A 14,375-nucleotide genomic window follows, 5' to 3' on the forward strand; every position below is an offset into this window, starting at 1 on the left:
ACAATGAGCAGTATCAGTAATTTAGCCCGTGACAGCGTTAAAGCGCTGGTGCCGTACGCCTCAGCGCGATTGTCGATGTCGGGTGGTTCGGTCTGGCTGAACGCTAACGAAAACGCGTTAGCGCCGGAATATCAGTTAACTGGCAGTTTTAACCGTTATCCGGATTGCCAGCCACCGGCATTAATCGCCGCGTACGCCAGCTATGCTGGCCTCGTACCGGAACAAGTACTGGTGAGTCGTGGTGCCGACGAAGGCATTGAGCTGCTTATTCGCAGCTTCTGCGAACCGGGCCTGGATAACATCGTCATTTGCCCGCCGACTTATGGCATGTACGCCATCAGTGCGCAAAGTAATCAGGTTGGCCGCACTGTGGTGCCGCTCACCGCCGAACTGACACTCGACCTGCCGGCCATCAAACAAAGCCAGCAGACGAAACTGGTGTTTATCTGTAGCCCGAATAATCCAACCGGTGATTTAATCCCACGTCAGCAAATCATCGAGCTGCTGGAATTCTATCGCAACAAAGCTTTGGTGGTCGTCGACGAAGCCTATATCGAATTTGTGCCAGCAGCGTCCACCGTGGATTTATTGGCGCAGTACCCGAATTTAGTGGTCCTGCGCACTTTATCCAAAGCCTTTGCACTGGCCGGTTTGCGCTGTGGTTTTACACTGGCAAGCCCAGAAGTCATTGGTGCACTGAAAAAAATGATTGCGCCCTATCCTATCGCTGCACCTGTTGCTGAGATTGCAACTCAAGCCTTGTCTGCTGATGGCCAGCAACGGATGCGCCAAAGCGTCCAAACCATCAACGAGCTTCGCGCGGCTTTTTGCCGTTTTGCCGGCAGCTTACCGCAGGTACGCCGGGTGTTTAACTCCAATGCCAACTATGTGTTGCTTGGAGTAGACGATGCCGCTGCCTGGGTTAGCGGTATCGCTTCGCAAGGAATTTTGATCCGCAATCAATCCAGCCAACTTGGTTTGGAGCGCTTAGGTTGCAGTCAAGTTGTGCGGGTGTCGATAGGCAGCCAGGCGGAAATGGCCTTACTGCAACAGGCAATCAGCACTTTTTGTACGCAGCAAGCAACTAATATTCGCAGTTCAGGGGAACAATAATGGCCGGACAGCCTATTTTATTTATCGACCGTGACGGCACTATGGTGGAAGAACCACCAATTGATAAGCAGCTGGATTCCTTAGAAAAACTGGCGTACGAGCCGGGTCTGGTACCAGCCCTGTTGAAATTACAGGACGCCGGTTTCCGTCTGGTCATGGTGACCAATCAGGATGGCCTCGGTACCGACAGCTTCCCGCGCCCGACTTTTGATGCGCCGCACGCAAAAATGATGCAGCTGTTAGAATCACAAGGTATCCGCTTTGACGACGTGCTGATTTGCCCGCACTTTGAGCGCGACAACTGCAGCTGCCGCAAACCAAAACTCGGTCTGGTCAAAGATTACCTGCAGCAAGGCCGCATCGATTTTACCCGCTCTTATGTCATCGGTGACCGTCTGACCGACGTGCAGCTGGCAGAAAACATGGGCTTACCGTCATTTCGTTATGACCGCGCGACCTTGGGTTGGGCCGAGATCACCCGCCAGCTGTTAAGCCGCGGTCGCATCGGTTCAGTGCGCCGTACCACACGGGAAACCGATATCAGCGTGCAACTGGATTTGGACCGCAAAGGCGGCAATCAAATCAGCACCGGCATTGGCTTTTTTGACCATATGCTCGACCAGATTGCCACCCACGGCGGTTTTTCGTTGCAGCTTTCTGTAACCGGCGATTTGCACATCGACGACCACCACAGCGTGGAAGACGCCGCTTTGGCGCTTGGTCAGGCGCTGAAACAAGCCATCGGCGACAAACGCGGTATCAACCGCTTTGGGTTTGTGCTGCCGATGGATGAATGCCGCGCTGAAGCGGTGCTGGATTTATCGGGCCGGCCACTGCTGAAATTTGACGCTGCGCTTGGTGCCGGCAAAGTCGGTGAGCTGAATCTGGAAATGGTCGAACACTTTTTCAGAAGCCTCTGTGATGCCATGCTGATGACGCTGCATTTGTCGGTAAGTCCAGGCAATACGCATCACATGGTGGAAGGTTTATTTAAAGCCTTTGGCCGGGCTTTGGGTCAGGCCATTTTAAAATCCGGCGATGCGCTGCCAAGCAGTAAAGGTGTGCTCTGAAGATGACTGAGCAAGCAACTATTTCTCGGCTGGTGATTGTCGATACCGGCTGCGCCAATATCACCTCGGTGCTTTGCGCGCTGCAGCGCCTCGGCGCCGAGGTGCAGATCAGCGCCGATCCGGCGATGATCCGCGCCGCAGACAAAGTGATTATTCCCGGTGTAGGCACGGCAAAACAGGCGATGGCCAATATCGACGCCAAAGGCCTGCGCATTACTTTGCAGCAACTGACGCAACCGGTGCTCGGTATTTGTCTGGGCATGCAGCTACTCACCGAACACTCGGCTGAAGGCGATGTCACTTGCCTCGGGTTAATTCCGGGTCAGGTCGCACCGCTCGAAGCCAAAGGCCTGCGTCTGCCGCATATGGGCTGGAATACGCTGCAGGTAGAAAGCCCAACGCACCCGTTGCTGCAGGGCATCACAGCAGCCGATTACGTTTATTTTGTGCATAGCTTTGCAGTGCAACCGTCAAGTTACATGCTCGCCGGCTGTGACTACGGTAGCCTTTTTGCCGCCGTGATTGGCCGGCGCAATTTCCTTGGCATGCAGTTTCACCCGGAGCGCTCTGGCAAAGTCGGCGCCCGCCTTTTGCAGAATTTCTTACAGCTGGACGCGCAAACGCTGCGCGCGCCAGACTGAGTACAGGAACAACCATGATTATTCCGGCAATAGACTTAATTGATGGTCAGACCGTGCGCCTGTATCAGGGCAGTTATGACCAGACCACCCACTACAGCCAAACGCCATTTGAACTGCGCGACCGCTACGCCGCTGCCGGCGCCGGCGTGTTACATCTGGTGGATTTATCCGGCGCCAAAGATGCCAGCAAGCGCCAGACCGCATTGCTGCGTGAACTGATGCAACAAAGCCCGCTGCCAGTGCAGGTCGGCGGCGGTGTGCGTAGCGAAGCCGATTTAGTCACTCTATTAGAAGCAGGTGCCAGCCGGGTGGTGATTGGCTCACTGGCCATCCGTGAAAGTGCGCTGGTGCAACAATGGCTCAGGCAATACGGCGGCGAACATATTGTTTTAGCACTTGATGTGTCGATTAACGAACAAGGCGAAAAAACCCTGCCGAGCCACGGCTGGATCAAAGCCTCAGGTATCACGCTGGAACAGGTGCTCGACGGCATGCTGGACGCAGGCGCCCGCCATGTGCTTTGTACTGACATCAGCCGCGATGGCACCTTACAGGGGCCGAATGTTGCTCTTTATCAGGAACTTGCGGCGAAGTATCCCAGCATCGCCTGGCAGGCGTCCGGTGGTGTTGGCAACCTAGACCATATCCGCAGTTTGCGTGCGCAAGCTGGCCAAGCATCACCGGTCGCCGGCGTGATCCTCGGCCGTGCGCTGCTGGAAGGCAAATTCACCATTGAGGAGGCGATCGCATGCTGGCAAAACGGTTAATTCCTTGTCTGGATGTGCGTGATGGCGTCGTGGTTAAAGGCGTGCAATTTCGCAATCATGAAATCATTGGGGACATAGTCCCGCTCGCCGCCCGTTACGCCGAAGAAGGTGCCGACGAGCTGGTGTTTTATGATATCACCGCCTCCAGCGACGGCCGTGTCGTCGATAAAAGCTGGGTGCGTAAAATTGCCGAAGTCATCGATATCCCGTTTTGTGTCGCCGGTGGCATTAAATCGGTGGCAGATGCCGGTAAAATTCTCGAACTGGGCGCCGACAAAATTTCGGTTAATAGCCCGGCGCTGGCGCGGCCGGAACTCATCAGTGAACTCAACGCCGCCTTTGGCCAGCAATGTGTAGTGGTCGGGATCGACAGTTATTTTGATGCCACCACCGGCCAATATCAGGTCTACCAATACACCGGCGATGAAACGCGCAGCCAGAAAACCCGCTGGTTATTACTGGACTGGGTGGAAGAAGTGCAACGCCGCGGCGCCGGTGAAATCGTGCTGAACTGCATGAATCAGGACGGTGTGCGCCAAGGCTATGATTTGGCGCAGTTATCTTTAGTGCGCCAGTATTGCCAGGTGCCGTTGATTGCCTCGGGCGGCGCCGGTGCTGTACAGCATTTTATCGACGTGTTTCGCGATGCCGACGTCGACGGCGCCCTCGCCGCGTCGGTATTTCACAAAGGCATTATTGCCATCCCTGATTTAAAAGCAGCCTTAATTGCTGCCAATGTGGAGATCCGGCCATGAGTTTTGTGTTAAACACGAATGCGCCGCTGCCCGATCAGCTGGAACAATTAAAATGGCCGGCCGACGGTTTACTGCCATTAATAGTGCAGCACGCCGTCTCCGGCAAAGTGCTGATGCAGGGTTTTGCCAACAGCGAAGCGCTGACAGTAACGTTGCAGACCGGTCGGGTGACCTTTTTCAGCCGCAGTAAAAACCGGCTCTGGACCAAAGGCGAAAGCTCAGGCCATTTTTTACAGCTGCAAAGCTTGAGCGCCGACTGCGACCGCGACAGTCTGCTCGCTTTGGCGTTACCAGACGGGCCAACCTGCCATGTTGGTACCGAAACCTGCTGGCATGATGCGCAGCGTAACGCACCAGCCTTGAGTTTTTTAACTGATTTGGAAAATGTGATCGCCAGTCGCCAGCATGCAGATCCAAAATCCAGCTACACCGCCAGCCTGTTTGCCCGCGGCGTTAAACGCATCGCACAAAAAGTCGGTGAAGAAGGCGTGGAATCCGCTTTAGCGGCGATGGCCGGCGATCGTGAAGAGCTGAAAAACGAAGCCGCCGATTTAATCTTTCACCTGCTGGTCCTGCTACGCTCACAGGACTTGCAGCTCAATGATGTCATTGATGTATTAAAAGCCCGGCATCAGCAGTGATCCAAGACGAGGCAGCCGGCTTGTAAGCGGCTGCCTCGAATTGTTTCTTCTGTCGACTTTTGTCTTTCGGACTACAGCTCTGACTCCTGCGCCCGACGTTCCCACAGCCTGGCATCATTGTTAACATTTTGTATATTGCAGCTTGACCAAGCCCTTGGTAAGCTCTGAATCTCAGTTCTCGTTTCCATATCAAAGACAAGGAACAAGTTATGTTTGGTAAAATTGCCTCAGAAGCATTGGGATTAAGTGATATCGGCCGGGTTATCAGCCCGGAGAACTACAACAAAGTTGAAGCCGACGATTACATCAAGCATGAAACCGGCGAAAAAATCTTCTTTTTAATCAAAAGCAAAACTGATGAATATTGTTTCACTAACTTCGCTTTACTGCATCTGGATGGCAATACCGCGCTCAGTAAAAAACGCCTGCTGAAGCGCTACGAATATATCAATGCCGACATCCGCAATGTATTGCTGGAAACCGCCGGCACTATCGATCTCGACGTCGAACTGAAATTCCGTATTCACAGCACCGATTTTTCCATCGACGTGCATAAAGAACATATCGAACAACTGAAAGACATCTACAAAGCCCTGACCGAAATCAGTTTGCTGATGGAAGCCGAGCAACGGGATTTGCAAACGGTGGAAAAGAGCCTGTCGCACGTGGTGAATTCTCTGGCCCGTCAGGGTGGTGAAGGCAGCAATATCGCCAATCAGGCCCGTGAACTCTATGGTTTTTATCACGACACCTTAAGCGACGCGATGTCACAGGCTTATCGCAAAGACTACAGCAGTGTGTTTGAAACTTTTATCCGCAATTAAATGAACTGGCGCTCCGTACTGTTTACAGTCGCCGCGATCGCGGCGCTCTGTTGGTGGTTTTGGTCTGATAACAGCATGACAACTGATGCTGCCAGGCCTTTGCCGCTGGCCAAACAGCCTGAAATGGTTTCAACTGCGGACATAGCCACTGAGCATTCTGATCAACCCGTGACCACGCCCACTGTGACTGCGCAATGTCAGCTTCCCGATATCAACGCGTTTGAACAGCGCCGCGCCCCGCTCCGGCAACAACTGCAGCTGTATTTGCAGCAACAGTTGCAGGATGAGGTACCCTATACTGAGTTGCTACGTGCTTTACCGGCACAGTATCTGCCAGATTTAGCACTGGCACAGCGCAAACTGTTGACCAATCAGGCAAAAAATCCACAACTAATCTCAGAGCACCGCCTTAAACTGGAGCAGCTGCAGCAAGCACTGAGTGACCCGGCAACTGCTGTTTCACAAATCAGAAATTCAGCGTTGTTTAATGCAACGCTGATTGCGCCAGATGGCATGGCGTCGACATTCTCATTGAAATCAATGCTGCTGTCCGCTGTGGCGGACGATATGGTGCTACTGACCAAGGCACTGGATGGCGTTGAACTAAGCGGCTCTGATTACGCTATCGCTCTACGCCATATGGGAAAGGCGCAGCTTGCACTACTGCTGCAAAAAACCAAAGCGCCAGCCGAATTTCGCATGGAAGGCATGAATCTGGCGGATATCGCCGTCATGTATTTCCGCGCCGATCTATTGCCTCTGTTGGCCAGTTACGATATCAATCCAACTGAAGTCCGTGGCCAATATAGTGCAATGGATTTAGCTTTTACCGCCTTAGATTGGTCTGAGCCCAAATCAACGGCAACATCAACGCAAAAAGCCGATCGTACGCAAACCATCCGCTACCTGCAGCAACGCGGTTACGTGCTGCATGGTTCACTGACACAACAGGATGGCGTTCCGGCATTAGCGGTCAATTCCATCTGGAACTACGGCCCCAGAACTCAGCGCGACAACTTCAGACAGATCATCACAGATCCGGCGCGTATAGCTTTAGCAAATGAGCAGCAATTGGAGCCTGTCACCACGGCTGCGGTGCCAGCCGAATTCGCCGCACAGGTACAGCCGCTGCAAGATGAAGAACAGCAATTTGAACAAGCCCAGCAGCACTGTCAGCAAATGCGTGATAGTGCACGGCAAGCAGAAGGTTTATGGACAGATGCCCAAATCAGAACGGCACTTCAAAACGCAATGAAAGTCCAGATTTCACCCAATGCGGCTGCAACAGCTTTACATCAACAAGACCCGGCATTAGTGGATCGCCTGTGGCCAACACCGAAAAAAGACCTGATAGTTCCAACGCTGAATCAGACAGGCCGTGAACGGGTGATCGAACGCCTTCAAGGCGCCGGACATCCAATCCGGGCCAGCAGAGCCTTGAAATATTTGCAGCAAGAGCCGGCACTGGCGCTGTATTGGCAGCCACAAGACGTTGAATACCTGAGTTATTTGCAAAGCAAACCTAATACCGTCACTTTCTGGCGTGAATTGCTCAAACACGGCTTTACGCTGCATCTGCAAGACATTCATGGTCGCAATTTATATCCGCAGGCCTTTGCCGCCGGACCAGATGCGGTCGCTTTGTTGTTAGAGGAAAACGTTGCCGTCGACCAGCCAAGCGTTGGCCCGGATGCATTGGATTTGGCGCTGGACATCAGCTATCGCGATAAAAAGCTGCATCCGGCACTGCTGGAAATTATGCAGAGAATGGCCAAGCCGGAAGCTTCTCATTTAAGCCGGCTGCGCCGGTTACAGCAGTATCAGCCTGAGGTTTATACGGCGCTGCAGCTGGCGCTTGCCAAAGAGTCAGAGCTACTGGCCTGGCTGGATGATCTCAGCCGCTATGACGCCAATCCGGTACTGGCGGTGGTGGCTAGTGAATAGCCGCGGCTGGTTGCTGCTGGCACTGCTTTGTGGCGGCGTCGGGCTGTACTGGCTGTTACCAGTGAACCAACCAGCAAATCCAAAACAGCAGGTCACAGCTGTCGACACAGGCGTCGCGCAGCCCGCTACCACTGCGTCAACCACAGCTCAATCGGACACGACCGTAGCCAAAACAACGCCGGTTTGCCAGCTAGTGTTGCCAGACCAAGATTGGATGGACACACCTAAGCGTGAAGCCATTCGCCAGTATTTGTATCAGCGGCTGCAACAAGGCGACAGTCCTGAGCAGTTATTACTGATGCTGCGCGACCGCCCGGCGCAAGACAAAGCGCTGAGCCCGCGCCAGGCTGAACTGCAATTTGAATTGTTCGATGCGCTCAGTCGCTATGAAGGCAGTTTGATTGAAAACGTGTTTCCGCAAAAAGCATACAGTGATTTTTTTGCGGGATTAAGACGGTTTGCTCCAGCGGAGAAAATTGATTATCTGCGCAGCGCACCTGAAATCGAACTTACTTATCTGGAACCTACAGGGCGGTTGTATAATTTCCAGCCCAAAACCATCTTGCTGGCAATAGCCCTGCATCAACAGCAATTTGACAAAGCGATAGCCGGTTTACGTTTTTTACCGAGGGATTACAGCACGTTGTTTTCTGGCGCGATAAATGCCCGTCAAGTCGAACAACTGCTGCAACAAACCGATGCGCTGCATAGCCGGCACAATATGCTGAATCTGGCGGATATGGCGGTTTTTCATTTCAGGGACGACCTGCTGCCACTGCTCGCCCGCTATCAAATATTGCCAAGCCGCAAAGACGGTTTATTCAGTGCCATGGATCTTGCTTTTAGTAGTTCCTTGGGTCGAAAGGACTGGAGCGATATTGAGCACAAGCGCCATCAACAAGCAACGATTCAGTTCCTGCAACAGCTCGGCTATCCGCTGCATGGCGAATTACACACCGCGAAAAACGGCCGGCCTTTTCTGCAGGTGTTTGGTATTAATGAACGTTACATCAGCTATGACGAAGATCTGATCAACCTCGCCCAAGCCCAGCAGCTATTACCACTACAAAGCCTGTCCGCGCCTGAACCGCTTTCTTCGTTACTCAAACAATATCAACAACTGGAGCAACAGCAGCAACAGATCAAAGCAGCCTGCCAGGCCGGGCAGGATGCTGAGCTGACCGCCCAAGGTTTGTGGCCGGAAAGCGAAGTTGTTCGCCAAATGGACCAGCTGACGCAACAACACAGCGCTGGCGAATTGCCGCAGCTGTTGCATCAGCTCGACCCAGCGTTATTGGCGTTTTACTGGCAACAGCAGGATATCGAACTGTTAGCGCAGTTTGAAGTGCCCGGCACCGAAGCCGAATTTGTAAAAGTCATCAATAACAATCCGGACCCGGAGCAAGCTGCGGCTTTACTGCTTGCATTGTCGATGCAGCCCAAATGGGCCAAACACTGGCCAAATGGCCTGGCGGTCAGTCAGCTAGAACACATAATCAATTATGAAGGTAGCAAACACTGGCAGGAGTTACAGCAAAACGGTTTTGACTTGAGTATCACTGATACCAAGGGCCGTAATTTATACCCGCTGGCGTTTACCGAGAGCGCAGAAGCCGTGAGTTTATTGATTAACGCCAAAGTGCCGCTGCAGCAGAACCCGTTAGGTCCGGATGCGCTGGATTTGGCTTTGGATGCCAGTTACATGCAGCAACAACTGCACCCGGCGCTGTTTTATATTCTGCAGGAAACCGAGTCTCTGGAACCGTCGCATCTGGCGCGACTGAAGCGGCTGCAACAATACCGGCCGGCATTATTTCAACAACTGCAAGTCCAGTTTAAATTACCGGACCTGACATCAATCACGCCAAACCCAATGCTGAGTCTGGAGCCCTGAACACTAGTTTCAGCTAGGCAAATACTGGCGGACAAACATCTGCACATTGCTGTGCAAAACTTGTTCGGCCTGAGCCGAATAATCGTGAAAACGGAATACCGCCGGCCAGAAAGCGAAGCTTTTCATCAGGCCCCAGAACTGGGTTTCAGCGATTTTGATATCCGGGATTTGTAAAACACCGGCCGCCACCGCCTGATGTAAAAACGGCAGCAAACCACATTCCTGATCATTAACCTGCGCTAAGGCCTGCTCCACCAGTTCCGGTTGACGGATCAGTTCAGCCAATACAATTCGTGCCTGTTCAATCAGCGTGTCACTTTGGTACACAGTCCAAACCGAGCGGGCGATTTGCAGTAACTGCTCCTGCACCGGGCGACTGGCATCAAACTGTAAGCTGGCCGCTTGTTTGGTTTGCACCCAGAACGAGCCGGTCACTTCGTTAAACAACAGCTCTTTACTGGCAAAGTGGTTATACACAGTGCGTTTGGACACTTGTGCGCGCTCGGCAATGGCGTCCATGCTGGCCCCGACAAAACCTTTGTCTTTAAATTCAGCCAAAGCAGCATTTATTACCGCCTGACGTTTTTGTGCTGAACGACCTACAGGTTCCATCACGCCCCTCTTTTCAACGCTATTACCACAACTGCAACTGGCTACCGCCTGACACTATTGCAGAAAATATTACACTAAGCAGTTTACTTTTGCTATTTTAACACTAAACTACACCGTGTAGTTTACTTTTAATGCTAAACCGCCAGCAGCAGGAGCCTCTGATGAGTATCGCTAATAAAGCTTGTGTTTTTTCCCGTCTTGACGCTGCAGCAAAACCAGCGCGCCGCAAATTTCGCAATACAGCTCAGACACAAGATGGCAGTGCCGCACTAGGCCAAATTATCTGGCGCTATCTGACGCAAAAAGTCGCCGACAAAACACCGCGCCAGACCATTCCGGTGCAAGCGGCGGATTTATCCGGCAGCCATGACATGTTGCTGAAAATCAGCCACAGCTCTGTGCTGCTGCGTCTCGATGGCGAATATCTGCTACTGGACCCGGTGTTCAGCAAACGCGCGTCACCACTGCAGTGGCTCGGGCCAAAACGCTTTCATGCCCTGCCGCTGCAACTGGATGATTTACCGCAACTGAGCGCCGTGTTGATCTCACACGATCATTATGATCATCTGGATAAACAGGCGGTCCGCGCGTTAATTCCTAAAACCAAACGATTTATTGTGCCGCTTGGCGTCGACGCGCATTTGCGTCGTTTTGGTGTGCCAAGCGAGATGATCACAGTGCTGGACTGGTGGCAACACACAACATTTGCCGGTTTAACCGTACATGCCACGCCAGCACAGCATTTCTCTGGCCGGGGTTTAAATGACAAAAACCAAACGTTGTGGGCGTCTTTTGTCATTGAATCCAGCCAGAAGCGGCTGTTTTTCAGTGGTGACAGTGGCTATTTCAGTGGTTTTGCCGAAATCGGCCGCCGTTTTGGCCCGATAGATGTAGCGATGATTGAAACAGGTGCTTACGACGAACTCTGGGCCGACATCCATATGCAACCAGAGCAAAGCCTGCGCGCCCATCTGGATTTACAAGCCGCTTATCTGGTGCCCGTTCACAACAGCAGTTTTGACCTCGCCATGCACGCCTGGTACGAACCACTGGAACGGTTAGCGATTGCCGCTGAGGCCTATCAGGCACAACTGGTGACGCCGGTGTTTGGTGCACCAGTTGATTTATCGCAGTTGAACTTCGCCCCTGCTCTGCACCACGCCTGGTGGCGAGAGTTGATGCCGGCACAGGTGACTGAGCAGATCCATTTGCAGATCCCGGCTTAAGCCGACAATTGCCCCTGCATTTTCGCCGTTCCCAGAGGGAATGGCGTTCAACCGGCAACAGGCCAAACTTTTGGCCTATTGAGATCCCGGTTTCACTGTACCGCCCATCCATGGACATAAAAAAATTGCCCGGAGCAATTTTTAACAACGCAAAGCGTTGGCCTGAAAGGTGAGCGCCATGGATGGCGCGAATCACCGAAAATTGCTCCTGCATTTTCGGTGTACCGTCCGTCAAGTACATCACGGAAAATTGCTCCTGCATTTTCCGTGTACCGTACATCCTGTACATAAAAAAAACCGCAGCGATGCTGCGGTGGCAGGGAACTCAGCAGCCAGCAATGACACTGGCTGCTGATAGTGCTTACAACTAAAGTGGTGGCAACTTAAGTACTGGCAACTTAAGAGTTACGGATCAGGTAATCGAAGGCACCCAAAGATGCAGTCGCACCAGAACCCATCGCAATGATGATTTGCTTAAACGGCGTATTGGTCGCATCACCGGCAGCAAACACCCCTTTCATGGACGTCTGGCCATGGCTGTCGACGATGATTTCACCGCGATTGGTCAATTCCAGCGTGCCGCGCAGCCATTCCGTGTTTGGCACTAAACCGATTTGCACGAAGATGCCAGCTAAAGCCACATGTTTGGCTTCGCCGCTGACGCGGTCGGTGTAGTTGATGCCGGTGACTTTGTTGCCATCGCCCAGCACTTCGGTGCTTTGCGCGTTCAAAATGATGTCGATATTGCCCATCGACTGGGCTTTTTTCACCAGAACGGCATCAGCACGCAGTTTGCTGTCAAATTCCAGTACTGTGACGTGCTCGACGATACCGGCCAGGTCAATCGCCGCTTCAATACCGGAGTTACCACCACCAATGACTGCGACGCGTTTGCCTTTAAACAACGGGCCGTCACAGTGCGGGCAATAAGCCACGCCACGACCGCGGTATTCTTTTTCGCCTGGCACATTCATCTCTCTCCAGCGCGCACCGGTCGACAGGATCACGGTTTTGGCTTTTAATACCGCACCGTTGGCCAGTTCCAGTTCAAACAATTCGTTTTGTGACAACTTCACCGCTTTTTGGCTGTGCATAATGTCGACTTCGTACTGACGGACATGCGCTTCTAAATTCGCCACCAGCTTTGGTCCTTCGGTTTCTTTCACCGAAATAAAGTTCTCGATACCAACAGTATCAGCGACCTGGCCACCAAAACGTTCCGCGACCACACCGGTATTGAGGCCTTTGCGCGCTGCGTAAATCGCCGCCGCCGAGCCTGCCGGGCCACCGCCAACCACCAGCACGTCAAAATTATCTTTTTTCGCCAGCGCTTCGGCCTGACGCGTCGCTGCAGATGCATCCACTTTGTTCAGGATATTGCCAAGACTAATAGCGCCTTGCGAGAACTGCTCGCCGTTTAAGTACACAGTCGGTACTGCCATGATGTTGCGATCGGCCACTTCCTGCGGGAATACGGCGCCATCGATCATTGTCGTGGTGATATTTGGGTTTACGGCCGCCAGTAAATTCAGCGCCTGTACCACTTCCGGACAGGTCTGGCAGCTCAGCGACACGTAAATTTCAAAATTCAGTGCATCTGGCAGAGCCGCAATTTGCTCCAGTACCGCCGCTTCTTCTTTAATGGTGTGGCCGCCAGAGTGTAATAAAGCCAGCACCAGCGAAGTAAATTCATGGCCCATTGGCACACCGGCGAAAGTCATTACAGTGCCTTTGGCCTGCGACCGCACCTGCATGGAAGGTACGCGGCTGGCGTTTTGGTTTTGCGTCACGACAATCAAGTCAGACAAGCTGGCGATATCATCCACCAGTGCTTTTAACTCTAAACCTTTTTCGCTTTGGTCTGCTGCCAGCGCCAGCTCCACCGGCGTCTTCAGATTTTGCAGGTAACCTTTTAATGCTGCTTTTAAATTGTTGTCTAACATGCTGAGTTCCTCTTCATGGCGAAAGCTGGGTGTTGCCCGTGTTTTAGCTGACCGGCAACTGGGTTTCTGTTTGATAAAGCTATCTTAGTCAAAACAATCAATCCCATAAAACGAATTAAACGGATTCATTTGATTTGTTTTATCGATTGATATTCAAAAACGATTTTGTGTAATGACAAAAACAAAACAGCCGGACAAAGTCCGGCTGTTTTCTTCAATACATCAGTGTGGCCGGATTAGATTTTGCCAACCAGGTCCAGTGACGGAGCCAGAGTTTTTTCACCCGGAGTCCACTTCGCTGGGCATACTTCGCCATCGTGGTTTGCTACGTACTGAGCAGCCTGAACTTTGCGGAACAGCTCTGCTGCAGAACGGCCGATACCCAGGTCGTGGATCTCAGCAACTTTAACGATACCTTCCGGGTTAATCACGAAAGTACCGCGCAGGGCCAGACCTTCTTCTTCGATCATCACATCAAAGTTACGGGTGATAGCACCTGTTGGGTCAGCCACCATTGGGTAGTTGATTTTCTTGATAGTTTCAGAAGCGTCATGCCAGGCTTTGTGCGTGAAATGCGTGTCAGTAGACACTGAGTACACTTCCACACCGATTTCCTGGAATTTTGGATAGAAATCAGCCAGATCGCCTAATTCAGTCGGGCACACGAAAGTGAAGTCGGCTGGGTAGAAACAAACCACAGACCATTTGCCGATCAGGTCCTGATCAGATACAGAAACGAATTTACCCTGATGGAAAGCCTGAGCACTGAATGGCTTGATTTTGCTGTTGATAATCGACATTTGTCGTTCTCCATGTTGTGGTTAATGTGAATGCTTTATCTACAAAAGCTGTGGCGTTGCAAGCATAGTAGTGTAGTAGGACAATTGCGTATAACGAATAAAATGAATTCATTTAATTCATTTTATCGATTAAAAACCTATTTTT

General features: G+C 52.2%; 13 protein-coding genes. 10 read left to right on the forward strand and 3 right to left on the reverse strand.

Going from position 1 to position 14,375, the window contains the following annotated elements; genetic code table 11:
- The first annotated feature begins 3 nt into the window (after positions 1-3).
- The 9 genes from hisC to ABNT34_RS05050 all read left to right on the forward strand — a co-directional run bounded on the left by hisC (position 4) and on the right by ABNT34_RS05050 (position 9,649).
- Entirely contained in the window at positions 4-1,113 is a 1,110-nt protein-coding gene (hisC, locus tag ABNT34_RS05010) for a histidinol-phosphate transaminase (protein ID WP_348729381.1), read from the forward strand.
- A complete protein-coding gene (hisB, locus tag ABNT34_RS05015) occupies positions 1,113-2,183 on the forward strand; it encodes a bifunctional histidinol-phosphatase/imidazoleglycerol-phosphate dehydratase HisB (RefSeq protein ID WP_348729383.1) in 1,071 nt (356 codons plus the stop codon). Before hisC ends, hisB begins: the two co-directional genes overlap by 1 nt.
- A gap of 2 nt (positions 2,184-2,185) precedes the next feature.
- Entirely contained in the window at positions 2,186-2,824 is a 639-nt protein-coding gene (hisH, locus tag ABNT34_RS05020; RefSeq protein ID WP_348729384.1) for an imidazole glycerol phosphate synthase subunit HisH, read from the forward strand.
- Positions 2,825-2,838: 14 nt separating this feature from the next.
- Positions 2,839-3,591, forward strand: a complete 753-nt coding sequence (locus ABNT34_RS05025; protein ID WP_348729386.1) for a 1-(5-phosphoribosyl)-5-[(5-phosphoribosylamino)methylideneamino] imidazole-4-carboxamide isomerase — start codon at positions 2,839-2,841, stop codon at positions 3,589-3,591.
- The gene (gene hisF / locus ABNT34_RS05030) at positions 3,573-4,346 is read left to right on the forward strand and encodes an imidazole glycerol phosphate synthase subunit HisF (RefSeq protein ID WP_348729388.1); all 774 of its coding nucleotides are present in this window, start codon (positions 3,573-3,575) and stop codon (positions 4,344-4,346) included. Before ABNT34_RS05025 ends, hisF begins: the two co-directional genes overlap by 19 nt.
- Positions 4,343-4,987 carry a bifunctional phosphoribosyl-AMP cyclohydrolase/phosphoribosyl-ATP diphosphatase HisIE gene (gene hisIE, locus ABNT34_RS05035; RefSeq protein ID WP_348729390.1) on the forward strand — a complete coding sequence of 215 codons (645 nt, stop codon included), beginning with the start codon at positions 4,343-4,345 and terminating at the stop codon, positions 4,985-4,987. The genes hisF and hisIE overlap by 4 nt, the downstream gene beginning before the upstream one ends.
- 209 nt (positions 4,988-5,196) lie before the next feature.
- On the forward strand, positions 5,197-5,811 hold the full coding sequence (locus tag ABNT34_RS05040) for a PH domain-containing protein (RefSeq protein ID WP_348729392.1): 615 nt from the start codon (positions 5,197-5,199) through the stop codon (positions 5,809-5,811).
- A gap of 75 nt (positions 5,812-5,886) precedes the next feature.
- A complete protein-coding gene (locus ABNT34_RS05045; RefSeq protein ID WP_348729394.1) occupies positions 5,887-7,755 on the forward strand; it encodes a hypothetical protein in 1,869 nt (622 codons plus the stop codon).
- Positions 7,748-9,649, forward strand: coding sequence for a hypothetical protein (locus tag ABNT34_RS05050; protein WP_348729396.1), 1,902 nt, complete (start codon positions 7,748-7,750; stop codon positions 9,647-9,649). The genes ABNT34_RS05045 and ABNT34_RS05050 overlap by 8 nt, the downstream gene beginning before the upstream one ends.
- A 9-nt stretch (positions 9,650-9,658) precedes the next feature.
- On the opposite strand, the gene ABNT34_RS05055 is transcribed toward ABNT34_RS05050, so the two are convergent.
- Positions 9,659-10,261 (reverse strand): TetR/AcrR family transcriptional regulator, encoded by a 603-nt coding sequence (locus ABNT34_RS05055; protein ID WP_348729398.1) that lies wholly within the window; start codon positions 10,259-10,261, stop codon positions 9,659-9,661.
- 161 nt (positions 10,262-10,422) lie between these two features.
- Here ABNT34_RS05055 and ABNT34_RS05060 point away from each other — a divergent pair, with 161 nt between their 5' ends.
- Positions 10,423-11,487, forward strand: a complete 1,065-nt coding sequence (locus ABNT34_RS05060) for an MBL fold metallo-hydrolase (protein WP_348729400.1) — start codon at positions 10,423-10,425, stop codon at positions 11,485-11,487.
- 398 nt (positions 11,488-11,885) lie between these two features.
- Here the strand turns inward: ABNT34_RS05060 and ahpF are convergent, their stop codons facing one another.
- Both ahpF and ahpC read right to left on the reverse strand, forming a co-directional pair.
- The gene (ahpF, locus tag ABNT34_RS05065; protein ID WP_348729402.1) at positions 11,886-13,430 is read right to left on the reverse strand and encodes an alkyl hydroperoxide reductase subunit F; all 1,545 of its coding nucleotides are present in this window, start codon (positions 13,428-13,430) and stop codon (positions 11,886-11,888) included.
- A gap of 236 nt (positions 13,431-13,666) precedes the next feature.
- On the reverse strand, positions 13,667-14,230 hold the full coding sequence (gene ahpC, locus ABNT34_RS05070) for an alkyl hydroperoxide reductase subunit C (RefSeq protein WP_348729404.1): 564 nt from the start codon (positions 14,228-14,230) through the stop codon (positions 13,667-13,669).
- Positions 14,231-14,375 lie beyond the last annotated feature (145 nt).

This window comes from Rheinheimera texasensis, from assembly GCF_964031785.1.
Lineage (GTDB): Bacteria > Pseudomonadota > Gammaproteobacteria > Enterobacterales > Alteromonadaceae > Pararheinheimera > Pararheinheimera texasensis_A.